Origin of the sequence: Pontibacillus yanchengensis Y32 (assembly GCF_000770635.1) — a bacterium.
Classification (GTDB): domain Bacteria; phylum Bacillota; class Bacilli; order Bacillales; family BH030062; genus Pontibacillus; species Pontibacillus yanchengensis.
Genome location: NZ_AVBF01000004.1, coordinates 92,890 through 118,514 on the forward strand (window position 1 = coordinate 92,890; position 25,625 = coordinate 118,514).

At 39.4% G+C, this 25,625-nt stretch carries 19 protein-coding genes; 4 read left to right on the forward strand and 15 right to left on the reverse strand.

From position 1 onward, the window contains the following. Positions 1 to 3 precede the first annotated feature (3 nt). The 8 genes from glmU to N782_RS02865 form a co-directional block, all read right to left on the reverse strand. Positions 4 to 987: a bifunctional UDP-N-acetylglucosamine diphosphorylase/glucosamine-1-phosphate N-acetyltransferase GlmU gene (gene glmU / locus N782_RS02830; RefSeq protein ID WP_052111131.1), complete on the reverse strand. Its 984-nt coding sequence runs from the start codon at positions 985 to 987 to the stop codon at positions 4 to 6. Between the two features lie 66 nt (positions 988 to 1,053). Then, complete coding sequence (locus N782_RS21430; RefSeq protein WP_161783067.1) at positions 1,054 to 1,227, reverse strand: hypothetical protein; 174 nt, start codon at positions 1,225 to 1,227, stop codon at positions 1,054 to 1,056. A gap of 37 nt (positions 1,228 to 1,264) precedes the next feature. Continuing rightward, positions 1,265 to 3,097, reverse strand: a complete 1,833-nt coding sequence (glmS, locus tag N782_RS02840) for a glutamine--fructose-6-phosphate transaminase (isomerizing) (protein ID WP_036815870.1) — start codon at positions 3,095 to 3,097, stop codon at positions 1,265 to 1,267. Positions 3,098 to 3,179: 82 nt separating this feature from the next. Further along, positions 3,180 to 4,535, reverse strand: a complete 1,356-nt coding sequence (locus tag N782_RS02845) for a nucleotide sugar dehydrogenase (RefSeq protein ID WP_036815871.1) — start codon at positions 4,533 to 4,535, stop codon at positions 3,180 to 3,182. Positions 4,536 to 4,615: 80 nt separating this feature from the next. Then, complete coding sequence (locus N782_RS02850; protein ID WP_052111132.1) at positions 4,616 to 5,425, reverse strand: response regulator transcription factor; 810 nt, start codon at positions 5,423 to 5,425, stop codon at positions 4,616 to 4,618. Between the two features lie 216 nt (positions 5,426 to 5,641). Next, the gene (locus N782_RS02855) at positions 5,642 to 7,063 is read right to left on the reverse strand and encodes a glycosyltransferase family 2 protein (protein WP_036815873.1); all 1,422 of its coding nucleotides are present in this window, start codon (positions 7,061 to 7,063) and stop codon (positions 5,642 to 5,644) included. Positions 7,064 to 7,080: 17 nt separating this feature from the next. Next, positions 7,081 to 8,247, reverse strand: coding sequence for a HEAT repeat domain-containing protein (locus N782_RS02860; protein ID WP_036815874.1), 1,167 nt, complete (start codon positions 8,245 to 8,247; stop codon positions 7,081 to 7,083). A gap of 12 nt (positions 8,248 to 8,259) precedes the next feature. Further along, a complete protein-coding gene (locus N782_RS02865; protein ID WP_237582496.1) occupies positions 8,260 to 10,419 on the reverse strand; it encodes a hypothetical protein in 2,160 nt (719 codons plus the stop codon). Positions 10,420 to 11,055: 636 nt separating this feature from the next. Here N782_RS02865 and N782_RS02870 point away from each other — a divergent pair. Both N782_RS02870 and N782_RS20590 read left to right on the forward strand, forming a co-directional pair. Then, positions 11,056 to 12,792, forward strand: a complete 1,737-nt coding sequence (locus tag N782_RS02870) for a hypothetical protein (RefSeq protein WP_036815877.1) — start codon at positions 11,056 to 11,058, stop codon at positions 12,790 to 12,792. 211 nt (positions 12,793 to 13,003) lie between these two features. Continuing rightward, positions 13,004 to 14,470, forward strand: a complete 1,467-nt coding sequence (locus N782_RS20590) for an S-layer homology domain-containing protein (RefSeq protein WP_052111133.1) — start codon at positions 13,004 to 13,006, stop codon at positions 14,468 to 14,470. An 885-nt stretch (positions 14,471 to 15,355) separates the two neighbouring features. Here the strand turns inward: N782_RS20590 and N782_RS02880 are convergent. From N782_RS02880 to N782_RS02895, 4 genes are all read right to left on the reverse strand, one after another. Further along, positions 15,356 to 16,042 carry a response regulator transcription factor gene (locus tag N782_RS02880; RefSeq protein WP_036815884.1) on the reverse strand — a complete coding sequence of 229 codons (687 nt, stop codon included), beginning with the start codon at positions 16,040 to 16,042 and terminating at the stop codon, positions 15,356 to 15,358. A gap of 231 nt (positions 16,043 to 16,273) precedes the next feature. Then, positions 16,274 to 18,616 (reverse strand): sensor histidine kinase, encoded by a 2,343-nt coding sequence (locus tag N782_RS02885; RefSeq protein ID WP_052111134.1) that lies wholly within the window; start codon positions 18,614 to 18,616, stop codon positions 16,274 to 16,276. 185 nt (positions 18,617 to 18,801) lie between these two features. Next, on the reverse strand, positions 18,802 to 18,972 hold the full coding sequence (gene comX, locus N782_RS21230) for a competence pheromone ComX (RefSeq protein WP_152600700.1): 171 nt from the start codon (positions 18,970 to 18,972) through the stop codon (positions 18,802 to 18,804). 90 nt (positions 18,973 to 19,062) lie between these two features. After that, complete coding sequence (locus N782_RS02895; protein ID WP_036815954.1) at positions 19,063 to 20,001, reverse strand: polyprenyl synthetase family protein; 939 nt, start codon at positions 19,999 to 20,001, stop codon at positions 19,063 to 19,065. Between the two features lie 765 nt (positions 20,002 to 20,766). Here N782_RS02895 and N782_RS02900 point away from each other — a divergent pair. Beyond that, complete coding sequence (locus N782_RS02900; RefSeq protein ID WP_052111136.1) at positions 20,767 to 21,501, forward strand: C40 family peptidase; 735 nt, start codon at positions 20,767 to 20,769, stop codon at positions 21,499 to 21,501. A gap of 237 nt (positions 21,502 to 21,738) precedes the next feature. Here the strand turns inward: N782_RS02900 and N782_RS02905 are convergent, their stop codons facing one another. Further along, a complete protein-coding gene (locus N782_RS02905) occupies positions 21,739 to 22,401 on the reverse strand; it encodes a type 1 glutamine amidotransferase domain-containing protein (RefSeq protein ID WP_036815885.1) in 663 nt (220 codons plus the stop codon). Between the two features lie 90 nt (positions 22,402 to 22,491). Beyond that, positions 22,492 to 23,493: an acyltransferase family protein gene (locus N782_RS02910; RefSeq protein WP_036815886.1), complete on the reverse strand. Its 1,002-nt coding sequence runs from the start codon at positions 23,491 to 23,493 to the stop codon at positions 22,492 to 22,494. 761 nt (positions 23,494 to 24,254) lie between these two features. On the opposite strand from N782_RS02910, the gene N782_RS02915 reads away from it, so the two are divergent. After that, complete coding sequence (locus N782_RS02915; RefSeq protein ID WP_036815887.1) at positions 24,255 to 24,455, forward strand: cold-shock protein; 201 nt, start codon at positions 24,255 to 24,257, stop codon at positions 24,453 to 24,455. A gap of 99 nt (positions 24,456 to 24,554) precedes the next feature. Here N782_RS02915 and ku read toward each other — a convergent pair whose 3' ends face one another. Next, positions 24,555 to 25,439, reverse strand: coding sequence for a non-homologous end joining protein Ku (ku, locus tag N782_RS02920; RefSeq protein ID WP_036815890.1), 885 nt, complete (start codon positions 25,437 to 25,439; stop codon positions 24,555 to 24,557). Between the last annotated feature and the right edge of the window lie 186 nt (positions 25,440 to 25,625).

A 25,625-nucleotide genomic window follows, 5' to 3' on the forward strand; every position in this document is an offset into this window, starting at 1 on the left:
GCATCATTCATTCCCAATCGGCATTTTGCATAAGTCATTGGTCATAGAGAAATTAGAAATCTTTGTTTTGTCTTCCGCTTCAAAGTCAATTAGATCTACGTCTGGACCAATAACACAGCTAGAGCCAATTTTCGTTTTACCACGAAGGTGGACTCTTGGTTCGATTGTCGTATCTTGCCCAATGGTCACATCGGCTTCGATATAAGCAGTAGTTGGGTCTGTAATGGTTACTCCGTTTTTCATATGAAAATCTAGAATTCGATTACGAAGGATTTGCTCAGCATTGGATAACTGTAGGCGATCATTCACGCCTAGTCCTTCCTCTACATCATCTGTACTACTAGCCGAGATAATATTTCCTTCATTTTTCAAGATTTCAATTACATCTGGTAGGTAGTACTCACTTTGATTATTGTTCGTACTCACCTTCTGCAAGGAAGTGAATAACTGCTTGTTATCAAAACAGAAGATACCAGAATTGACTTCTTTGATAGCTAGTTCTTCCTCTGAAGCATCTTTTTGCTCAACAATACGTTCCACTTGGCCTTGCTCGTTGCGAATAATACGTCCGTATCCAGATGGATCTTCTGTATTCATCGTCAAAATAGTAGCTGATGCATTGGTTTCTTGGTGATGCTTCAGGAGTTCCTCTAGTGTTTCTTCCGTCACTAGAGGTGTATCTCCTGTAATAATTAAGGTTGTTCCTTCTTTTTCTGCTAGTTGTCTTTCTGCCATCTTTACAGCATGAGCTGTTCCTAGCTGTTCATTTTGCATGGCATAGCTAACCGTGTCACCTAGTTGCTTCTTGACCATGTCACTTTTATGACCTACAACCGTTACGATTTGGTTGAAGTTTAGATTCGTTAATTTATCTGTGATATGCTGCACCATTGGTTTGCCACATACAGGATGCAACACCTTTGGCAGGTCTGATTTCATACGAGAACCTTTTCCTGCAGCTAACACGACGGCAAATGTTTGTGTCATCGTATCCCCCCGATAGGTTTGTCATTCTGTTCTACACTAAATCTATACTGATTGCCTTCATAGCCTCTACTGATTTGAGCGGCCGTATAAGGGCTTTAGTGAATCAATTACTTCATCGATAAGCTGTGCATCCTGGACGATTTCTTGATTTTCGACTTTTTGGTTAATTCCTTGCATGATTCCTAGTAATAAACCTTCATCTAACATCTCTTCGCGTCTTCTTTCCAACGTCTTCGTCATGCCATGCACTCGCTTTCTATCCTAGTATTGGGGTTGATTATTCTACCGTTACACTCTTAGCAAGGTTTCTTGGCTTATCAATATCCTTACCAAGTGCTAGAGCTGTGTAATAAGAGATGATCTGCAATGGAACTACGGATAGTAGCGGTGTTAATAGAGATAACGTTGCTGGAATATAGCACGTTTCATCTACATATTGATAAATCTTCATGTTGCCTTCTGTTGCTACACCCATAACCTGTGCACCACGTGCTTTTACTTCTTCAATGTTACCTAGCATTTTCTCGTACACTTCGTCTTGCGTTGCAAGAGCGATTACTGGAGTTCCTTCCTCAATAAGCGCTAACGTTCCGTGCTTAAGTTCGCCTGCAGCATACGCTTCAGAGTGGATATAAGAGATTTCTTTTAGCTTTAAGGAACCTTCTAAAGCTACAGCATGATCTAATCCACGACCTAAGAAGAATACGCTCTTGGAATCTTTAATAGATTCTGCATACCATTGAAGTCCTTTTGTATGCTCAAGTCCTTCTTCGATTTGAGATGGAATCGCCTGAATTCCTTTTACAAGTTGTTCACGATACTCATCAGAAATCATTTCTTTCATTTGTGCAACATAAGCACCTAGTAGATAGAAAGATAGAACCTGAGTTGTATATGCTTTCGTAGAAGCTACCGCAATTTCTGGTCCAGCCATAGTTAGGATGACGTTATCCGCTTCACGGGCAATGGAGCTTCCTACAACGTTTGTAATACCAAGTACTTCTGCGCCTACTTTTTGACTTTGACGAAGAGCAGCTAATGTGTCAGCTGTCTCACCAGATTGGCTCACAACGATTACTAGTGTGTTCTCATCAATGATTGGACGACGGTAACGGAATTCCGAAGCAATCTCTACAGATACTGGAATGCGCGTTAATTCTTCAATCGCGTTTTGACCGATTAGTCCCGCATGATAAGCTGTACCGCAAGCTACAATATAGATTTTGTTCCAATTGTTTACTTTGTCAGCTGTCCAATCAAGCTCTTGGAAGTCTACTTTATTGCTTTCTTCATCAAAACGACCAGTCATTGTTTTTTGAAGCGCGTTTGGTTGTTCAAAGATTTCTTTCAGCATGAAGTGATCGAAGCCATTCTTCTCCGCTTGCTCCATGTCCCAATCCACTTTGAATACGTCACGCTCAATTGGATTAGCTGTTTCTAAGTCTAATAGAGAAACGCCTTCTCTTTTTAGAACCGCAATCTCGCCATCTTCAAGGATTAGCATATCGCGTGTATGCTCAAGAAGTGCTGGAATGTCAGAGCTAATGAAGTTCTCGTCTTCCCCAACACCTACGATTAGCGGGCTTGCTTGGCGTACAGCATAAAGTGTGTCTGGATCATTTTTTGTAACAACGCCTAGGGCATAAGCACCTTTTAGCTTTTGAACGACTTTTTGGATAGTAGAAATCATTTCACCGTCGTATAGTTTAGAGAATAAGTGAGCGATAACTTCAGAATCTGTTTCCGATGTGAATGTTACGCCATCTGCGATTAGCTCTTCTTTTACATCTAGATAATTTTCAATGATGCCGTTGTGAACGACTGCGAATTCTGTTTCTTCATCCGTATGAGGATGAGAGTTTTCGTTAGATGGACGACCGTGTGTTGCCCATCTGGTATGACCAATACCTAGTGAACCTTGCTTCGGAGATTCAATCAGTTTTTCTTGTAAATTATCTAGACGTCCAACTGTTTTTTCCGTTTGGATGCACTCTCCATCACATACTGCGATTCCAGCAGAATCATAACCTCTATATTCAAGTTTACCTAATCCGTTTGCTAGTATATTCTGTGATTCTCTTGCTCCAATGTAACCAATGATTCCGCACATAATGATTCATCCTTCCTTGTTTTATAAAATAGTAGTTTTGGTTAACCCTCTTTTTTCACAATGCTTCTATAAAACTATTATCTTACAGCGCTACTGAATCCTGACGATCAAATACCTTTGAAGACGTACCAAGTTTATGAATATGCTGTTGATCATAGTCTTTAAAGGCATTACGAGTGTCCACAATTGGTACACCTAGATTCGCTAGCTGATCATAATCGAAATCACCATGATTTGTTACAAGTACCATGCAATCATATTGCTTCAGTTGATCTTCGATATACGGTACGGAATGAACAACATCTCCACTATCATCAATGAAGCTTTGAGCGTGAGGATCTAAATACTGCACATTCGCTCCATTTTCTTTGTACAATTCGTATAGATATAGACCTGGAGATTCACGTAAATCTGCCACATTTGGTTTATAAGCCATACCAAGAATTAAGATGTTCGCACGGTTGATGGATTTGCCATCAAGGTTTAACACCTGAGATGTCTTGCTTACGACAACATCTGGCATGTTATTGTTGATCGATTGTGCTAGATCGATAAACTTACTATAGAAACGGTATCCTTTTGCCTTCCAAGATAGATACATAGGATCTAACGGGATGCAATGACCGCCGATTCCTGGTCCTGGCTGGAACTTCATGAATCCGAATGGCTTCGTTGCTGCTGCATCGATTACTTCCCAAACGTCGATATCCATACGTTCACACATCATTGCAATTTCGTTCACGAAAGCAATGTTGATACTACGGAAGGTGTTTTCTAGTAACTTAGACATCTCGGCTACTTTTGGAGAAGAAACAGGTACTACGTTGCCAACATAATGGCTATATAGTTTAACGCCTAACTCCGTACATTTTTCTGTTGTTCCACCGATGACTTTAGGCATGTTCTGCGTATTATACTTTTCGTTACCTGGGTCTACACGCTCAGGAGAGTAGCATAGGAAGAAGTCTTTCCCAGCTTCGTAACCCATTTTCGTAAATTCGTTTAGAATTAATTCTTCTGTTGTGCCAGGATACGTTGTGCTCTCAAGTGTAATCAGCGTACCTTTTTTCATGTGTGGCTTAATGCTGTTGATGACACCAGTGATATAGGAAGTATCTGGATCTTGGTTTTCGCTTAGTGGTGTTGGCACACAGATACTAATTGCGTCTAATTCTTTAACTGCCTCATAGTCTGTTGTAGGAAGAAAGCGATTGGAAGAAATCACTTCTTCCATTTCTTCATGGGAAACGTCCTGAATGTAAGAATGACCTTTCTTTAATTGGTTAATCTTATCTTCAGAAAGATCAATCCCGCATACTGTGAATCCTGATTTCACCATTTCCACTGCTAGCGGCAGGCCTACATAACCCATCCCTACTACTCCAATATTTGCTTTCTTCTCATCGATTTTTTGAATTAATTGACTATAAAAATTCATTCTAAATCCCTCTCTTTACTATGAATTATAGTTAACAGAATCAAACGAACGGTACATATTGCTAAAGAACCAAACTAGCTTTACATAGAATGTTCTAATAATTTTTTCATACGAGTTTCAATTTCGATTAAGGAAAATGGCTTCGTCATATACTCGGAAACGCCAAATTCAAATGTTCGCTTCATGTCTTCTTCTAAATGCTTATTCGTTAATACCATAATCTGCGTGGCAGCTTCGGAATCGCGAACCTGATTGATAAATTGATATCCGCCTAAAGCAGATAGGTTAATTTCGGTGATGACTAGTTCAGGTACGATTTTTTCGAATTGATTTAATCCCTCTTTTCCATCCTGAGCAGTGTGCACATCATATCCTTTCCCTCGTAAAAAGGAGGATAGAATTTCAAGTACACTTTCATCACTATCTACCAGTAGGATGGAACGGTTGCATTGCTTGCTGGGACGGTCATATTGAAATAGTTCAATCGTGTGTTGATCTTGAGGCTTGTCCATCATTTCCCAAATCATACTGAACAGCATCTGCTCCGCGTGATCACTACTTTCTGGGAAACTCCCTACTAGAAGGGAGCCCTTTAGACAACCTTGTTGCTCTAGATAATCTTTAATGAATAGGGAATAAAAATGCGTGTAGCCAATGTTGCAATCATCTAAAAGAATCCCAAGTAGACCTTCTGATTGATCATAACTAAACTGAGCTCCTACTTTTGGTTCCTCTTGCTCCATATAGCTTTGAAGATTTTCTAATTCCTTTTCATTCAAATCAGCGCGAACGATAATAACACCACAAGCTAATTTGCTTTCTTGATAATAATGAAGAAAATGGTTAAATGTTTTTACGATACGTGAACCGACATGTTGACTTTGTGCCATGATTACAAACTCCTCCTCATTTTTCTTATAAAGAAAAGCGTAAGCGCCTTGGTTACCTCCGACAGGCTTAAGGCAAGCCTCGAAGTGGCGTTTTTTGCCACAGCGAGGATTGACTTAAGACCCCGAGGAGGTAGGCGCTGGAGCTAGACAAATAAGCGCCAAAAACTTCTACTCTCATCCTCTAAAAGCTGTACAAAGTGTGTTAGCTACAATCCATTACGCTGATTTGTTATCCTCTGCGTTCCAGCTCGTTCTTGTCATCGTGCCCCAGGTGTTATTCTTACGGAAGTAATCAATTTGACCAAGGAATCTCCATAGGATACCTAGTTGGCGATATCCGAAGAACATTAACACGGTGTATCCAAGCATCTTGAAGAAATCTCTTACCTTAGGGAAACGCTGGAAGGCAATCTCTTCTATTAATAGAGAGCCTAATCCTAACAATGTTCCGTAGGCGATGTTGACTAAGCTAAATGCTAAGAGAATCTTCCAACCTGTCATGTCCATCATCGTGTACCCGATTAAAGCCAATAATCCTGTTATGCGGAAATACGGACTTAGCGTTTCAAATATAATGTTGTATGGAATCGTTAATAGTCCCATAATCTTGTATCTTGGTCGCATGAACATGTGGCGTCCTTCATCAATCATATTCTTTAAGTTACCGCGTCCCCATCTTTTACGTTGACTACCGAGGATCTTGAAGCTATCTGGAGCTTGTGTCCAGCACACGGCGTCAGGGACAAATTCGACTTTGTAAGGAAGCTTGTTGTCTAGCATGTGGCGGTGAAGCTTGATAATGATGTTCATATCTTCGCCAGGATAACCCCCGCGATAGCCTCCTACTTCCACAACGTAATCTTTTCGGAATACTCCGAATGCACCGGAAACGATGATTAAGCCATTCACTTTACTCCAGCCAATACGGCCACCAAGGAATGCTTTCATATACTCCACGGTTTGAAGCATCGGAAGTAGTTTCTTCGGCAAGTTCACGTCTTTTACAACGCCATTTTCGATTTTGCAACCATTAGCTATGCGGACATTTCCGCCAATAGCCACGTTTTGTTCTGGGTTTTCCATATACTTTCTAGCCATACGAATTAGAGCATCTTTTTCTAGTAGAGAGTCTGCGTCGATTGATGCAATGAGTGGGTAGTTTGATAAGTTAATTCCAGCATTTAAGGAATCTGCCTTACCTCCATTTTCCTTATCCACTACATATAAATTTGGGTAGTTTGGATTGTAATAAATGCCTCTTACTTCAGCGGTTTCTACTTTCTTCTCGATGGAAGACGGAGCGAAGTATTTCAAGTTAAATTCCTTTGTTATTACTTCGACTGTTTTATCACTTGAACCGTCGTTCACAACGATGACTTCATATTTTGGATAGTGTAATGCAAGTAGTGATCTGACGTTTTCTATAATGGTTAATTCTTCATTAAATGCTGGGACTAGTACGGAAATTGGTGGTACGTTTTTTGATCCTGATAAGGATTGATATTTTGAATAAAGGGTTCCCTTTAAGATGGAGGAAACTTTATTAAAGGAAAATAGAATGATTGTTAAATAAATTGTGTTAATGGCGATTACGTAATACATTGCGAATATCCCGTAACCAAATAGTATCTCTCTCATTTTCCTCTCCTTCCTGCTTATATCGCTTGTGTTAAGCCTTCATCTTTACCAAAGTATTTTTGATACAAGTACAATTTCTGATTGTAGCTTGTAACATGTTCGATGTTTCCTGTTTGAACAGAGCTTTCTTTCAGGTCTTCTTGAATACATTCTAAAGCGAGGTCGGCAACGGGCTGACCTTCGTTCTGAACCGTTACGTCACATAGTTTGATAAAGCCTGTTTCGCCAAGCTTCAATAGACTCTTAGCACAGGTACGGGCTACAATCTTATCCGAATCCTTAACCCCCTCTCGCAACTGATCAGCAAATTGAACAACTCCAGAGTCTCCAATCCATTGCGCTACAAATGCCCGAACGTCTGAATCGTTAAAATGAAGCATCTTCTTTATATCATTTGATGTCCAAGCACCAGATGTAATCAGGAGTTGCACAGCGTTCATACGAATTTCTTTGTCTTTGGCATATACATAGTTTCGAACGTTGGAATCCATTCCAGAATCAGTTTGATTAGATAATCCTAATAGAGCTAACTTCACAAGTTCTTTATTTTCACTAGTTAATAGTTGTTTGTATTGCACTCTTAAATCTAGTGTAGATTCGCCTGCGATATCTGCTAGTAAGTGGTAATTGTTTCGTTCTTCTTTAGCCAAGTAGGTCAGCATTTCTTTAACATCTTTTGGCTCATCAGCAGCTTGAGCAATAGAGCGACCAATAATAAAGGCTTCAGAACCTTCTTTGTTCTTCTTTAACATTTTGAATAAATGTGGAATTGCTTTTGAGCTTCGCATACTGCCAAGATAGTAGGCTGCATCTAAACGCTTAAATTCAGAGAAGCTTTTGATTCGTTTTAAGTTGAAATCAATTAATCCTAAATCATGACATAGTGTGATTAACTTATCTCGGTGCACACCAGATAGACGCTGAATCCAATCGATTAGTACTTTTTGAAGTACTTTTTTGTCGAAGTCTCCTACTTTTTGATTGGGTGTCCGTAGTCGATCTTCTTCATCAAGTTGTGATTGGACATAGTCCAGATAACTCTGAAAATTTTGCAGAGACTCTTCTGTTTTTTTCTGATTTCTGGCATTTCTAAATTTAATTCCCATGATGACTATGGTTAAGATCCCCATGATTGCCAGCAAACCATAAACAACCCAATAGGCCATTTGTAGGTTAAAAAACATTGGTTCCCCTCCCTATTTTTTGATTTCTTCTAATTGCTCAAAGGCTTCTTGCATTTCGTAATAACTCTCTTTCTTTCGTTCAGCGTACTGAACCTTAGTCCATGGCTCCCATTTGTATAACGGAAGCTCTGTAACAGGGAAAGGTTCTTCGCTCAGGCCAGTTGCTTTACTTGAACCTTCTTGTACTGTCCAAGGCACGAACTGAATTCCTTCTGTCTTCTTCGTTTTCAATTCATCCGTTTCTTGCTTGTGTGTTTCATAGCTTACAACGTTTCGTTTACTAGGATCTGAAAATCCAAGCAAAGCCCACGGAATTTTTGCCTCGATTACGTTGCCTTTTGATTGCCATAGCGCTTGAGGTTGATAATCTTTACTATCAAACTCCCCTGCCGTTCCTTTTGGCAGCTTGCCTACCTCGACTTCTTGAAAAGGTACAGAGTACTTAGCGTGTGGAGGCTCCAGTTTCAAACTTACTGGTAGCTGCCAAGGCTGGAATGTGCCGGTATCAGTCGACATCTCGACTTTTCCTTTTTCTCCTTCATATAGCTGATTATGGTAATCATAGTCAGAAGAAATGAGTACCTTGCTTTCTTTTTCCTTACCAAATCGGATGAGTGTTTCTAATCCTTCATTAAGCTTGGAGTCTTGTAGTGGCCCACCTTGCTTAATGCCACCTGAAATGGTGTTCACACCTAGATATAGATTTTCATCGTTTGGGTTAAAGTCGTCTTCTAGTTTGGCTGTAATGTACATATATCCTTCATCGTGAGTAGCAGTGATTGACTTCCAACCGTCCATATTAGGCGTAAGGTCTTGCTTTTCTTTATCCTTAAGCTTTTGCCAATCTTCTTGCTTTCCATCAATTTGAATGTCGTCCTCTTTCCCTGGATACATTCCTAATAGTCCATATGACATTTCATTTGATAGATAGTTATACCAATCAGGTCTACTGTGAGCTTCTTCAAACGACATCGTGTTCCAAGTCTTCTTGAACCATTCGTCTTGCCATTCAAAAACTAACGCTCCAGCATAATCCTCTTGATAGATGGTGTTTAACAAGTCTGTATTGATCTTGCCTTGTTGTTTCTCGGTATGACCTCCCTGGTCTCTTCCTAACGCTCCAATGTGAGCGTTACCGAGTGAGGACGGCACCCCAAATTCCGTAATCATAATCGGCATGCCCTCGTGGTAATCCTTCAACTCTCGAAGGTAGCCTTTGTAAGGGTCAACTTTTCCTTCTGCATTCTTAATGTCATTGTATTTATCAGTTAAACGGAGAAAATCTGGGTAATACGGATATGCGTGATAAGAGGCGAAATAGCCTGCTTTCCAGTTTTCGGTCTCGATATTTGTCGCATCAACGCTTGCTAAATCTTCTGTTGGTAAAGGTTCCTTTGGATGCTCTAATGGATCTGTGGTAACCCAATTCGTAAAGGTCATTGGGTGTTCCCAACCATGCTTCTTCTCTAATTCAGCTGTGTAATTCAGTAATTCAGCCAGCCATTTATCAAAAGCAGCAGCATCCGGTTTGGATTTAAAATGGTCGCCCTCTACAGGTGCAGCATCCGCATGCTGTTCGTTCGTGTTCTGAACTGTTTTTGGCCCCCACTCTGTTCCGAGGTGCCAAGCTAGTAAATACTGACCAGCATTTGCGGTATATTTTCCACTTGCTTTACCATCCTTTTCTGGAATGGTGATGTCTCCATAAACAGCACCAACTGCCCTTTTAATTTCTTCTTTGAAAGCTTTTGTTACTTCAGGTGATTGTGCATCCTGTTGCTCTTTTAGTAGATTTACTGGCGACCACACTCCCTGCATAAAGTAGAGAGGATCTTCTCCATGACGTTGATTAAATTCAACTAGGGCTTCATAAAAGACTGGTTTATGAATGGTATAAATCCGAATTGTGTTAACACCCATATCTTTTATCATGCCAAACCAACGTAAGTAATCATCCTTGGTAATTGGTAACGAGCCAGGAAACTCACCAGGTAACGTTGCGCCTAGATTTACACCTTTAATAAAAAGAGGTGACCATGAATCATTCTTATAGACTTCAATATCATTATTCGTCGTTCGAAATTTTATTTGAGTACCATCTTCTAATTCTTTCCTTTCAATACTCTCCATAGCGAACACTTTGAAATAAGCTGTACCGCCAATGGTGAGCAATAGGAGAAGAATCAGGATGCTTTTTCCTCTCTTCCAAACGATGGTTCATGCCTCCCTTATTACACATGAAAAAGTAAAGAAGATTTCCTATTACAATAGAAAGTTATGAAGGAAAAACATAACTCATTGTAATTTCCATATTTTAGAAAGAAAAATGTTGCAAAAATATGTCGAAACATTTACCTTTAAGGTGCATTATTTTCAAGTACGTTTTAACCCTAACACGGCCTTTCATGGCTTCTCATCGAAAACCGTAGTTCGGAGTTACGAATTTTCATTTCGGCGTGAATGAAATCTACCGAAAATCGCTCAAAGAAAGGGGTGTAGATGTTCAGCAGAGAAGTCACATTAGTTATGCGCTTACATTAGCACCAGTCCATTATTGCGTTCGTTTGTGAAAGCATTCACCCAGGGTACCGAAATCGAATTTCGGTACCTCCGAAAAACACGAAGTAAAATAATGTAGAAAAAATATAGTATTTTTGTCTAAAAAATACTTGATATTGAAGATTTCGGAGACTAATAACTCCCCCTTGGGGTAGTGAGGGAGCAAAACCAAAAACGTATTCTCTCTTTTTTTCATTAAAAGAGGTAAAGGTACGACGGTTTCATCTATTAAAAAAGTGGGGGAAAACTATGAACAAAAAACCGATATATCTCATGCTATTGATTAGCATTTCAATATTTTTAACAGGTTGGTCAAATCCTGAAGAAAAAAAGAATGCATTGTGGGTAGAGGAAGCCGATCTTAAAACCGAAGCAGAAGATATTATTAAAAGAAGTAAGCAGAATGGGATTAATACCATTTATCTCAAAGTCGACACCAAGAAATCCCCTTCCGCATACAAAGACTTCATCCACCAAGCATCAGAAGCAAACATTGATGTGCACGCATTAGGAGGTAAACCCTCTTGGGCTCTTTCATCCAATAAGCAGGCATTGCTTGACTTTTCTAGTTGGGTTGAGAACTACAACAATGAGGTGAACCAGAACGAACAATTCACAGGTATTCATCTTAAGATCCAACCGCAGCTTCTAGAAGAATGGTACACGAATGCTAAAACCATTCTTAAGGAATGGAAAGGCAATATACGTTTATTCAATGAAGATGTGAAGGAATCCAATACGTTAGAAACCAGTGCCTCCATTCCTTTTTGGTTAGATGAAGTGAAGACCCCAAACCAACCAGACACCACTTTTAACAGGTGGTTGATTAGCCAATTTGACCACACTACCATATTAGCTTTTCGTGATACGCTTGAAGGTCAAAACGGAGTCGTTTCCTTAATAGAAGATGAACTAGAAATTGCTAATGAGCTCGATAAAAAAATCGTAGTCGGCATCACGCTGGAAAACACAGGGCAAGATTATGTTTCCTTCTATGAAGAAGGTATTGGAAACATGAACATGCATCTAAATATATTAGAACACCACCTAAAAGAAGAACCCTCCTATGTCGGTTTCGCTATAGACCGTTACAGTCATTGGACTTCTCTTGAGGACAACACAGAAGAACATGCTGATGATCCTGAAGAAACTGATGAATCTAACGAGTCTACTAACGAAAAGCCAGAATCCGTTAAAGGGACTTATATCTGGCATGCTAGTAATCTAATTGAATCTCCTGACGAAATCCTAGAATTTGCGAAAGAAAAGAACCTTAATTTTCTTTACACCCGTTTAGATCGCAGAAAAGACTTCTCGGCTTATAAGAGCTTTGTAGAGAGAGCACATGAAGCTGGAATTGAAGTACATGCTATGGGCGGTCATCCAAATTGGGCTCTAGCAAAAGGCGAAGAACGATTAAGAATGTTTATTGACTACGTCACAACCTACAATAATACCGTAGCAGAAGAGCAGAAATTCGATGGCATCCACCTCGACATTGAACCTTACGTATTACCTGAGTGGTCTGAGAATAAAAACGGAGTATTACGTACTTGGAAAGAGAATATTGAGTTGTTTGTAGACGAGGTGAAGAAGAATTCCAAACTAGAAACAAGTGTTGATTTAGCTATGTGGCTAGACGATCATGAAGTCCCTGGCGAAGAGAACTCTTCTTTTAGTCGGTGGATGATAAACCAATTAGACCACACCACTATCATGGCCTTTAGAGACTATGCGAAAGGTGCTGGTGGAATTTTAGACGTTTCGAAAGAAGAGATGGAATTTGCGACGAACCTAGATAAACGTATCGTCATTTCTGTTGAAATGAAACAAAATGAAGCCGTAGAGCATATATCCTTCCACGAAGAAGGAGAAGAAAAAATGGAAGAGGCTCTCGAGCAAACAGAGGAACAACTTCAGAAAAAATCATCCTATAAAGGGTATGTAATACATGCTTATGATTACTGGCTGAATGCTAAGGATTAATTAGATAGAAGTCACTAGGTTACTAGAAAAGGATACAAAATACGAGATTAAAGAGCACAGTCATCTCTGTGCTCTTTAACGGTTCTACAGGTTCAGTAAAATAATGTATGTACTTCCAACCCCATTATATAAAGTAAACTGTTCGAAGATTCTAACGGAGTGATGCCATTAAAAAGTGGCGGCACTTAACGATTTGAGAGGAGGAACACAAGTGAGTGGATTAACAAAGAAAATTACAGCAAGTCTTTTAACAAGCTTATTTGTTGCAACAGCTTGGAGTGCACCATTCGCTCATGGTGAGACAAACTATCCCGATGTTTCCGAAGAGATAACAGGAAACGAAGAAATTCAGTATCTCGAAGATCAAGGGATTATTAAGGGGTATCCGGATGGTACGTTCCGCCCAGGGAATGATGTTTCTCGAATGGAAGCTGCGATTATGCTAACGAGAGAATTAGGGTTATCAACCGACAATCGCCCCAACCCTAATTTTGACGATATTTCCAAAGAACATCCCCATTATAAATATGTTGCTACATTAGTAGATGAGGGCATCATTCAAGGTACCGATTCGAATGAATTTCAACCTGACCGAAATATTAAACGAATCGAAATGGCTGCTGTTTTAACAAGAGCCTATAATCTAGAAAATGAACCCATCTCTAAAGATTTCGATGATGTAAATGGTAACCGCAAGTATGTCAGTGAAGTTGTGTCTAACCGTATATCAGTAGGCTTCCCTGACAATACGTTCCGCCCCAACGCTTCAACTACTCGAGCACAATTTTCTATCTTTTTAGCTCGAACTATGGATAATCAATTTAAGAATTACTTATCCAACGCAAAAGAAGACCCTAATTTTGAAGAAGTAGACAATGAAAACATTCGTGGTACCTACATATGGCATGCTGAAAATGCTATTGAGGAACCAGATAAAATCCTAGAGTTCGCTAAAGAAAAAGACATCAACTTGCTTTACACTCGATTAGACCGTACGCAAGACTATGAAGTGTATAACGAGTTCGTTGAGAAAGCTCACGAAGCAGGCATTGAGGTTCACGCTATGGGAGGCCACCCAAACTGGGCTCTTGAAAAAGGCGAAGAGCGCCTTAATATGTTTGTTGACTATGTAACAAGCTATCAAAAAGCCGTACCTCCAAGGCAGCAATTTGATGGTATTCACCTTGATATCGAGCCTTATGTTCTGAAGAACTGGGAAGGAAATACAGATGACGTTCTGAAGACTTGGAAGACGAACGTTCAAACATTCGTTGACGAAGTAGAAAAGAATTCCGATTTAGAGACGAGTGCAGACCTAGCAATATGGCTAGACGATCACAAAGCACCAGGCGAGGAAGACACTTCTTTCAGTAAGTGGTTCATCGATACGTTAGACCACACAACTCTAATGGCTTTTCGAGATACAGCCGAAGGGTCTAACGGTATTATTGATGTAGCGAAGAAAGAAATGGAATTTGCAGAAGAGCTTGATAAGGAGATTATCCTATCTGTTGAAATGCAAGAAATCGACAAAAACAAGCACATTTCCTTCTATGAAGAAGGGAAGCAAGTAATGGAAGAAGAGTTAGATGAAACAACAAGTCACTTCATCGACAATCATTCCTACCATGGTAACGCTGTCCATGCATATGAATATTGGAAAGTGGCAAAGGAATAATTGAGGGGTAATGAAACGTCTAGGGGACTCCCCCTGGGCGTTTTTTTTGTGGTTTTGTTGGATAATAGCTCCATTATGTTGAAGATTTGGGATCGAGATATTCTGAAAAGTATTGGTCCGATAATTGAAAAGTGGAGGGGGGGTTACGGTGAAACAACTCGCTTTCCTGCGGGCGAGCTGGTGAGCCTTCTCACTCGCTTCGCTCCCTCCGGGGTCTCACCAACCTCTTTCACCCGCGGGAGTCTCGCAGTTTCCCCTTCACCCCATCCGGGTAATGGCTATCGGACCCGCGGCTAAATGTAGTACCTCTCTCACCGAACAAGATGTTCATATCTTTAGTGAACACCTTCATTTGGCACACCAGACGTACGAGTTGTAGACTTTAACTCAGAAAAATACCTCATATACTCATAACTGGCCTTGTTTCCGTTCCTCCCAACAATAGCAAAGGTGGACAGTTTAGAATGGGGGGGTTTTTTGAATGGTGGTATTCACGAAGCGGGGGATGGATGATGACACAAGGTGATGCTGTGCTAGCGGACATATAGTCTCTTATTCTTCGATTTGGAGGCTATTTTGCATTCGGAACGGACATACAGTACGCTATTCAGCCTAAATCACCTTCATGTAGTGTGTTTTTTCACAAATAAGGTACCATATGTCCGTCAGCCTCTCCAAAAGAGGGTTTTCGCAGTAAATAAGAGATCATATGTCCGTCAAAAAAGGTTTCCTACTTATTGCCGATTCCGATCGCAACATATCGGCCCCTCCTCGACTCCAAGTCCTCAAAATTATACCTTTAAAACGGAAGCCCCCCTCCCTATCTCAACATTTCACTAAAAACATAAAAAGGACCAAACCCATAAGGTTTAGCCCTCCCCCTCTTTATTCATCGATATCTTCTGCAATAATCCCCCACTGTTTGGATTTCAGTACTGCTTCTGCGCGGGATTTCACTTGTAGTTTTCGGAAGATTTCGGTTAAGTTGTATTCGATGGTGCGCTGACTTTGGTAAAACTTTTTAGCGATTTCTTTGTTACTTTTCCCCTTAGCAACTTCTTGCAGGATTTCTTGTTCTTTCGGATTGATAGATACATCTGTTGCTTCTTCTACTACTTCCGCTTCTTGAGAGGAAGTAACGGGTTCTGATTCTCCAACTTGTACCTCTACTCGTCTAAGTTGCTTAAATAGAGAAAGTGGTAGAATCACCTTCCCAGCAATTACACATCTGATATACATAATTAATTGGTCACGTGGTTCTGTCTTACTAATAAAGCCGGAAACTCCAGCTTCGACTAATGTATTAAAATGAGGTCCAATATCGTAACCAGAATAGATTAGTATAGGTGTTTTGATTCCTAATGCACGAACTTTTTTGATGAGTTCAATTCCATTCATGCCAGGCATGCGCAGGTCAAATAACATAAGCTCGTATTCGTGTTGTGGGACAAGCTCTAAAGCTTTTCCTGCTGAATCTACTACCGTCACTTCCATATCCTCTTCTTTTTCAATCATTAGTTTGGTTCCTTCACCAACTGAAGGGTGATCATCTACTAGCAATATTCGTATCATAAAGGTCCCTCCACCTACATTACTTTTCGTTTACCTAGATGTCTTTTTTAAAAGTAAAGAAAGTATAAGTTTCTGGCGCATACATGTCTAGCTCCAGCGCCCAGCGACTAGCAAACTTCCTGCCCCTCCTTACGATAAGTCAACATCGAATCGCTACCGCTCTTCGTGTTTCCTTTATCTCATACGGAGCCGTCCAGTTTGTACGTCGCTAGCAGGGCGCTTGCGCTTTTCTCATGAGAATGCAAAATAAGAATTTGAATTAGAAGTAGTCTGAAGAACAATGGCCATTTCAAATCCACCCTCTTCTGGTGAATAAAACTCCACATTCCCTTGCAGACTCTTAACACGTTGCCTAATGCCATCTAATCCCATACTCTCTGAATGACGTTTTTTCAATTCTTCTCTCGGAATACCAACTCCATCATCTTTATAGTTCAACACAACCATGCCCCCTTCGCTTTTCAAATCAAATTCAACCGTTGTTGCTTGCGAGTGCTTGGTCGCATTGTTAAGCAATTCTTGTACAATACGGTATATTGCCAGGGATTGCTCATGCTCTAATTCGACGCTAAATTGTTGGGCATTAAACTCTACACTGAAATCACAACGCAAACGATAATGATCAATTAAATAGTTTAGTGCTTCGACAATGCCGGATTCCTTAAGAAAAGGTGGACGTAAGAAGGTACATGTCTCTCTAATTTGCTGAACGACGTCCAACAACCCTTCTTTCACCTCTGTTAGTTCTCCAGTCACATGATTAGGTATTTCTCGCTCCTCTAACAGTTCCTCTACTTTTCGATACCATACGAGTTGTTCTTGAAGAGCAGCATCATGTAAATCGGAAGCTAATCGCGCACGTTCTTTCTCTGACAAATTGAACAATAATCGCAGTAACCAAAAAGGTGCTTCACTATTTTGATACATAGATCGCTTCAGTTCTTCCGTAACTCCTTCAATCAGTTGGAAATTTTCATAGACTATACTAGTGTAATGGACAAGTGTCTTCAGCCATCTATGCTCGTCTTTATTAAATGGGGTATGATTCATTTTCTTATCAATCCAAAGAAGATGTAAGGAGTCATTCATCTCACTAATCACATAACATAGCCCTTTATCTACTTTGAAAAATTCACCCGTTGTTTTCACATTTGCCTTCTCCACACAGTGATGACTAATTTCCTCTTCAGGATATTGGTGGTCTCCTTTTACTAAATGAATGACAGAGTGACCTTTTTGACATTCTAATAAGGAGACACCATTGACGGGAAGCACCGTTTTCACTTCACGTATTAAGCGTTCGTCCAACTCTTCTCTTTTTAATATTTTCGAAATATCCTTCGAAAATTGGTCTAAACTCAATTGGTAGTTAACCTTTTCACCAAACACTCTCGGTCTTATATTCAGTCGTTCTTCAAAGTAGAAGAAGGCAATAAACGTGACAAAAAAGATAATAACCAAACGGATCCATTGGACAATCGAAAAGCTCGTCAATATTGTAAGTAAGCTAACAATGATTACCGTTAAGATGCTAGCAATAAAGGAATAATAGCGTAATCTACTATTTATGAAATCAATATCAAATAGTCGGTTTGTTAATACTTGATAGACAAAGAACATTGGTAAGAAGATAATGCAAGCAGCCGTTACAGCTGGCGGTAGTAGATTCACTCCAAAGAATGTACTAGGAATGGCAGTAAACACAATGAATGGAAGAAACGAGACTACTATTGCAAATATCGTATTTTGGAAAACTGGTTTGTGTATTGTATTTCGAAATCGGAAATAAAAGATTACTAAAATGGATAAGCATAATACAATTTCGTAACTGAATAAAATTAATTGTCCATGACGGATATAGGTGTAAAACCCACTTATAGGTAAATACAAATAAACCGTTTCGATAACGACAATCGCTGTATTGATGCTATATAGAAAATAAAGAATGTTAGGTTGAAGCAATTTAATATGGTACTTGGAGAAATACACATAATAAAAATGGAGCAAAAGTACCGGAATCATTAATAACGAAATTCCATTCACAAATCTTGCAAGTAAGTCCGTTCTAGCCGAGGCAGCAGCACTTAAATACCCAAATCCTACAGCCAGGAAGAAGGCAATCAACAATAAAGCTGTGGAGTCCTCTTTTTTTCTGGCGTAAATCAATGCAGAAAACGAAAATAACACAGAGAAAGCCAAGAATGGGATGATGCTATGGTAAATAAGCGTTTCTGAGTAGATGCTATTTTTCACTGTGAAATGTTTAATCTCTTGATCACGTTTAATAACCAACTCCTGTAAATCCCCTAACACACCGAACCGTTTGAGGGGCTTATGAGAACTAGGAGGTTGATCGTTGACTCGAAGTATCACGTCCCCCTTTTGTATATCGTTGATACTCCCCCATCCCATTTCCTCGACATTTGCCACAACCCACTGCCCTTCACTACTTTGCTTGGCACTGATGCCTGTATATGACTTCGTAAAAGTAACAAGTAATAAATACAATGCTAATAAGATGATAATGGAGGTGAAAAGAGTTGTGAGTATTTTCTTATTACGTATAATTTCCATTTCAATACCCTTTCCGTCCTATAAATATAAGTACATAGTGTAACCGTACTACTTCATGCAGTGCATGAAACACCCGAACATGGTCTATATTCATTGTTTTGTCATAGGTCAAAGGAAACTCTTATAAAGTGAAAAAAATAGCCAGAAAGCTTCTGGCTATTCGTTCATTGCTATAAGGTTCCGCCTTATTTCCAGTAAGTCATGCCTTTAGAATGATCTTGACTCCCTGTGGTAAATACATCTTTAATTGCCGCTTCTTCTGTTTCTGAAACCCCGATTAAGCTAAGTTTCCCTTCTTGAAGCTTCTCAACAAGATTTGGGTTGTTCGTTAGACTTTCAACAATTTTCTGTAGCATGTAAACTACCTCCATTAATAATAGTTTTATAACCTTCGTTAAAACCTGTACATCACTGAATCTGTGTTTGTCTTTTCCTTATTAAAAAACCTAGATTTCTTCAATCAAGTCTTGGAGTTTCTTTTTCAATCGCTCCTGAGCAGAGATTTCTTGGATTTTATTACTTGCTTTTCGTTGATAGACACGTTTAATCACTTCAGCATATTTCAGTGCAGGTGATTGTTGTATCCAAGTGAATATCTCCTGTTTGTGATCAAGGATGAACTCCTTATCAAGCAACCCCTGATAGTAGTCATGTAACCATGTGTTTTCGAGCTCTGTTTGCTGTAAAAGCTTTAGGATAGGGAGTGTCTTCTTTTTGAAAAGCAAATCATTTTTTGTATCCCATCTAGATACATCTTCTAGATCATTTGCAAGCTGTGCAGCTACCCCAAAGCTTGTACTATATTCTTCTACAATGTGATGTTGTTGGTTCGTAGCAAGAGAAGTCCCCACCAAACACGCACAAGCCATTAACGCTCCAGACTTCGATTCAACCATTTGCAAATACTGCTCATCTGTCTCAATTGCATCCTTTAAATCTACATGCTGTCCACTAACGGCTTTTAACACTTGAGAATAAAGGTATTGAATAGCTTGATGTTTTTTTTCTGGCTCGTATTCTGCTTCTTCTAATGTCTTCATGCTTAACATCAAGAGCCCTGATGATATATTCATCGCCATTGCATGAGGGACTTGGCACCAAGGTTTCTCACTTGCATCCTGGTCCTGTAAATCATCAAATATATCCAAAGACAAAATCAACAGCTCCACAGCAGCTGAAGGATAAAGGACTAGCGCCTCTTCTTCCTCACTAAACATATGAAAGTGTAACTGAGTTAGCTTCGCAAAGGAAAAACCCTCTTCTTTTTTATAACGTATAAAGCTACGTGCCATTTCTGTTATTTCAGATCCACTTAAACCACGACTAACTACACCTTCCATCACTTCTGCAATTCTCTGATCTACATTAGATGAACCTTTTTCCATTTTCCACTTCCCTTTACATAAATCCGCCACTTTCCTAAACCCTACTTCTAAAATAGAAGAAAACGTACATCTTGCGCTTACCATGTCTAACCCCAGCGACTAGCAAACTTCCTACTCTTGATATGGAAGGTTAGTACGCCACTAAACACGGTCGCTTGCGCTTTTCTATATTTTTTAATAGGGAAAAAACAACACTCGTTCATTACGAGATTTATATGAGTATAAAAATGTACGCAAGCAATCACCATAATTGGTGGTATTGATACCATTCGTAATCTTTACACAAAATTAGACTATCACACTGAAAAAATGAAGAATAGGTATTAAAGTAACAAGAGCAACATACGTAACAAACTTGTAATATAAGGCTTTTGACTTTATAAGTGACTATTCCCCATCCATTTATTTCATATTGAGGTTATGATTATTCGATTTAGTAGGACAACTTTCCTTATCTGAATCAGGTACTTTGTACGGATACGCCGTGCTAAAAATGTCGAAATTTACAGAGATTTAATATTTTAAGCAATAAGTAGGTTGTATTGTTACAAACTTTAAATCGTAAGCGGAAAGTAGGAGACATTATAGGGATAAAGCGGGAGGCTAGTTGTTATAAGGGGGAAATTAACATGTTTTACTTTGTTCTCCTTTTGCTCCAGCAATTACTAGCAATAAAAGGGTTTAACCTTTGTTACGATAAACATTGTGCAAATATTTCACTCTTACTATTGTTTACAGCATGACTTAAGGAGGTTGCTACATAACATGTTTACATCAAAAGCATTTGTAAAGAAAATCACACTTGCCACTTCGATTTTTAGCCTTTCAGCCTTTACTACCGCACATGCAGAAACCATACAGGTCAACCAAGGGGATTCCTTATGGAAAATTTCACAGGAACATAACACAACGATTGCTCGCTTGAAACAAACTAATCAATTAGCTTCACCTCACATTTATCCTGGACAGGCATTAACCATACCTTCCACTACACCTGAAACCTACACGGTTCAGCCTGGGGATTCTTTATGGACTATTAGTCAGACATTTAATCAATCCATACAGGACATCAAGGAAACCAATAACCTTCATTCAAACATCATTTATACCGGCCAAACGTTATCCCTACAAGAAAAGAGCGATGTAATACAGGGGTTAGTTGCTACTGCCAAGCAATATATAGGTGTTCCCTATCAATGGGGTGGGGAATCGCCTGATGGATTTGATTGTAGCGGCTTTTTACAGTTTGTATTTCAAAAACAAGGGATCTCCATTCCTCGTACTATATCCACCATCTATCCTGCCGGAACGGAAATACACACCCCACAACGAGGCGACCTTGTCTTTTTTGAGACTTATAAAGAAGGTCCTTCGCATGCAGGAATCTATCTAGGGGATGATCGTTTTATTCATGCAAGCTCCTCACAAGGAGTTACGATTAGTTCCATGAATAATGTTTATTGGGAACCAAGGTATATTGGTGCTAAAAAGTATGAGTAGCGTTCGAGGTATTGTGCTTTAACCTTTTAAAAGTGAGAGGGGATCAGTGGGATGCTGGGTTATGAGCGAGTTTTTGCATTTATGATCAAGACTCTCAATTTATGAGCGGGATTTGATTTTTATGATCGGGATTCTCGATTTATGAGCGGGATTTCAATTTTATGAGCGACCCCCTATTCAAAAGCCCCACACCAAGCTAAAACAAGCAGGATGAGTGCACTCATCCTGCTTGTTTGCTTATGCTTCTAATTTTTGTAGAAATTTACGGGCTGTTTCCAGACTGGATTGAGGATTCTGTCCTGTCACTAAGTTTCCATCTGCTTCAACGTGTACGGTATAATTCGGCTCCGCCATAAATCTTGCACCTAGTTCTGTTAGTCGACTTTCCAGCATAAATGGCACTAGAGAATCTAGTTGTGTATCTTTTTCTTCTTCATCTGTAAAGGCTGTTAGACGCTTTCCATTAACAAAAGCAGTGCCATCCTTTTCTGTGATTCCAACAAAACCTGCTGGTCCATGGCAAACAGACCCAATTAGTTTATCATCATACACAAATGGCTGTAGTACCTTTTTCATGGTTTCATTATCAGGGAAGTCCACCATTGTACCGTGTCCGCCTGGTAAGAATACGCCTACATATTCCTCAGGATTAACTTCATCAAGGGATGTAGTCGATTTTAACGGCTCCATTACACCTTCCCAATCCTCAGGGATGTCACCTGAAATACTGTTAGGGTCAATTGGGATTTCTCCCCCAGCTACACTAGCTACTGTTACATCATATCCAGCTTGAGTGAATTCCATATACGGTTCTGCAAATTCAGATAACCAAAGACCGGTTTTATGATCATCACCTAACCAGCCTGCACTTGTTACAATCATTAAAACTTTATTCGCCACGTTTTACACTCTCCTTTGATGAAACGTGTTATGTGCTACACGGTTAAATTATCACAAAAGCCGGTTGTTTAAACCTAGTAAATGGAAATATCACTTCGACGTACTAGACCGAAACCGCTGAGGTAATGGGATATATTTATACATTTCTACTAAAGGTTCTATTCGTTTTGTTATAGTCCATGTTGAGAGGAACCACGTTAGTAGAAGAGCGACGACGGCTAATCCAACTAAATCTAAAAAGGAACCTACATGAAATACTTCAAATTCTCTAAAGAAATGGATGAAAAAGCCGTGCATGACATACACATACAGTGTTCTCGTTCCAAGCGGAGTCCATTTGTATGACTTCGAAGGTATCCACGCAAGTACACTTAACGTCATTAAGATGCTAATGGCATAAACACCTAATCTAATTACCCCTCCCCATTGAGGCATGTCCATTACTTGATAAGACTTGGAAGAAAGGAACCAATCAATAGAAAATGACGGAGTCAAAAACAAGCCTATAGCTGTTAAAACCATAATGACCAGTCCAATGGTTCTAAAGCTTGTATGGCAAATCATTTTCAGTTCCTTTTCACTAAACCAATAGCCTAATAGGAAAAACGGGAAGAATACGATTGTTCTCGACAGGCTAAACATATGGCCTATTGGATCAAAGTAGCCTACCACAATCCCCATTATCACTGTAATGGATAAGGCAGCATATTTAGGAATCTTGCTGAACCATTGTAAAAGCAAATGCCAGCAAAACAAACTCACCAAAAACCATAATGCCCATTGCGGTTCAAACGGTAAATTAAGCCAATCCCCTTTCCCAATTAGAAAGTAATAAATGGTATAGAGACCCTGAAAGGCCATATATGGCAATAATAACTTTTTCATTAAGTGAATAATGTAATCTTTTGACTTCTTTGCTTTAGCGAAATAACCTGATAAAAATATGAATGCAGGCATGTGAAAGGTGTAAATCCAATGATAAAGCACATCAATCGGTTGATGGTTCTCTGTAAACGGTTGAATCGTATGACCGAATACAACCAGAAACATTAGTATCCACTTTGCATTATCAAAATACACTTGTCGTTCCATGATTGTTCACCCTCTCATGTTCTTCCCTATATCTCTTCGATGATGAAAGAGGGAATAGCTATGTTGTTACTAAAATGTAAACTCTATGTAAATATCACGATATTGTATAACCGTTTTGCAGGGAAGTTAATCTACATATTTCTTCCTTTTTCGTAGGCTGTGTTAAAGTTTTGTGTTGATATAATAATGAACAAGTTTTATGTTCCTCCATAATAGCACCATACTCTTGAATATCTGGTGTGGCTGGACCCGTTACGTTTGTGAGGAAGGGGCTGCGGTGAAATGGTTCGCTTTCCGCGTAGGAACATGCGAGCCTCCTCGTTCGGCTACGCCTCTCTGTGGGGTCTCGCATTGTCCCTTCTTCCGCAGGAGTCTCACCATTTCCCTCCGCCCATCGGTATGTGGGATAACGGATCCATCGCAGTTAGTGCTAGGTTGAGTATAATGATGTTATCAGATTGGGTGAATTCCCAACGAATCAACCACTCATCACCAAAAATCCTTACTCCATATTATGATTCTCACTTGAATAAGACTATTTTGATTAGTTGATTCCAGAGTCAACACTAAAGTATAACGAGCCAAAAAACAGAGCCAAAAACAAAAAATTTTTGCCCTATTGTTTACATCTCCATTTAAGCATGCTATAGTGAACTTACTAATTGTTGTTCGTGATCATGATGAAAGAAGAAAGTTCTTGAATGAAATGCAGAGCAAGAAATAGTAATATTATCGTGCAACACGCACTTGGAGGAATAAACATGAATCAAGGTACAGTAAAATGGTTTAACGCAGAAAAAGGTTTCGGTTTCATCGAAGTAGAAGGTCAAGACGATGTATTCGTTCACTTCTCTGCCATTCAAGAAGAAGGTTTCAAAACTCTAGAAGAAGGTCAAACTGTTACATTCGACATCGTTGAAGGTAACCGTGGACCACAAGCTGACAACGTAGTTAAGAACTAATTACGTTTATTAGCAAAAAAAGCTCTTCCCTTTTGGGAAGAGCTTTTTTTATGTGTATGGGAAGGCGGTTTCTCTTTCAATGGATACTGATTTCCTACATCAAGACGTCTTCTTCCCTGATGCTGTCTCTTTTTCATCTGTTTTCTTGTCTGATGTTTTCTTCGTGTTGGTTTTCTTCTGAGTAGTTTTCTTTTTGGTCGTACCTTTTTTACCCTTGTTTTTATCGAGTGATTTTTCTAAAGCTTCCATTAGATCTGTTACATTATCAGGCGTTGGCTTCGGTTTAGCCGTCGTAACATCTTCATCATTTTTCTTCGCTTCAATGAGTTCCATTAACGATTCTCTGTAATCATCTTTGTATTTCTCTGGATCAAACTCTGCTGTTAATTGATCGACTAGGGTTTTGGCTGTTGTTAGCTCTTTTTCTCCCAAATCCTCTTCTTCCGGAACATTTGGCACATCCTGTACATCTCTCACTTCATCTGGATAATGGATGGTCTCCATGATAATTGTATTTTTATACACCCGAACGACAGCCAATTGTTCTTTCGAGCGAATGATAATTTTAGCTAAGCCTATTTTATTTGTGTCTTCTAACGTTTTTCGAAGTAACGAATATGCCTTTGAACCTCCCTCGTTAGGGGAAAGAAAATAGCTTCTATCAAAATAAATCGGGTCAATCTCTTCTAGCTTCACAAAATCCATAATCTCCACTGCTTTGTCATCTTGCTCTTTTTTCAAATTATCTAAGTCTTCCTTATCCAAAACGACAAACTTGTTCTTCGCGTATTCATACGCCTTCACAATCTCTTCATTTTCCACTTCCCGCTCACAAACTGGACAAGTCCGTTCATATTGTAATGGCGATTTACATTCCTCATGTAATTGACGTAACTTAATGTCCTTATTTTCCGTGGCAGAATGGAGCTTAACTGGTATATTAACTAACCCAAAACTTATCGTACCTTTCCACATCGTGTGCATACAGCTCACTCCTTTTCTATGTATCATTTGCAACTTCTATACAATTATGTTTGTTGATTAAGCTCTATCCTGAAATCACTGTGGATAAATAGATATCTGTTAAAGTTTTGTGTTGATTTTGGAATCAATTAATCAACATAGCCTTATTCAAGATAAGAAGCATAATCTGGAAGACTTGGATTCGAG

What these genes read in the sequence shown, in the direction of transcription:
- N782_RS02910 (WP_036815886.1), bottom strand. Translation starts at nt 23,493, where the DNA reads ATGGAACGACAAGTGTATTTTGATAATGCAAAGTGGATACTAATGTTT.
- N782_RS02850 (WP_052111132.1), bottom strand. Translation starts at nt 5,425, where the DNA reads ATGGCACAAAGTCAACATGTCGGTTCACGTATCGTAAAAACATTTAAC.
- N782_RS02915 (WP_036815887.1), top strand. Translation starts at nt 24,255, where the DNA reads ATGAATCAAGGTACAGTAAAATGGTTTAACGCAGAAAAAGGTTTCGGT.
- N782_RS02880 (WP_036815884.1), bottom strand. Translation starts at nt 16,042, where the DNA reads ATGATACGAATATTGCTAGTAGATGATCACCCTTCAGTTGGTGAAGGA.
- N782_RS02870 (WP_036815877.1), top strand. Translation starts at nt 11,056, where the DNA reads ATGAACAAAAAACCGATATATCTCATGCTATTGATTAGCATTTCAATA.
- glmU (WP_052111131.1), bottom strand. Translation starts at nt 987, where the DNA reads ATGACACAAACATTTGCCGTCGTGTTAGCTGCAGGAAAAGGTTCTCGT.
- N782_RS02860 (WP_036815874.1), bottom strand. Translation starts at nt 8,247, where the DNA reads ATGTTTTTTAACCTACAAATGGCCTATTGGGTTGTTTATGGTTTGCTG.
- N782_RS02855 (WP_036815873.1), bottom strand. Translation starts at nt 7,063, where the DNA reads ATGAGAGAGATACTATTTGGTTACGGGATATTCGCAATGTATTACGTA.
- N782_RS02885 (WP_052111134.1), bottom strand. Translation starts at nt 18,616, where the DNA reads ATGGAAATTATACGTAATAAGAAAATACTCACAACTCTTTTCACCTCC.
- N782_RS02895 (WP_036815954.1), bottom strand. Translation starts at nt 20,001, where the DNA reads ATGGAAAAAGGTTCATCTAATGTAGATCAGAGAATTGCAGAAGTGATG.
- N782_RS02845 (WP_036815871.1), bottom strand. Translation starts at nt 4,535, where the DNA reads ATGAATTTTTATAGTCAATTAATTCAAAAAATCGATGAGAAGAAAGCA.
- N782_RS02900 (WP_052111136.1), top strand. Translation starts at nt 20,767, where the DNA reads ATGTTTACATCAAAAGCATTTGTAAAGAAAATCACACTTGCCACTTCG.
- glmS (WP_036815870.1), bottom strand. Translation starts at nt 3,097, where the DNA reads ATGTGCGGAATCATTGGTTACATTGGAGCAAGAGAATCACAGAATATA.
- N782_RS21430 (WP_161783067.1), bottom strand. Translation starts at nt 1,227, where the DNA reads ATGACGAAGACGTTGGAAAGAAGACGCGAAGAGATGTTAGATGAAGGT.
- ku (WP_036815890.1), bottom strand. Translation starts at nt 25,439, where the DNA reads ATGCACACGATGTGGAAAGGTACGATAAGTTTTGGGTTAGTTAATATA.
- comX (WP_152600700.1), bottom strand. Translation starts at nt 18,972, where the DNA reads ATGCTACAGAAAATTGTTGAAAGTCTAACGAACAACCCAAATCTTGTT.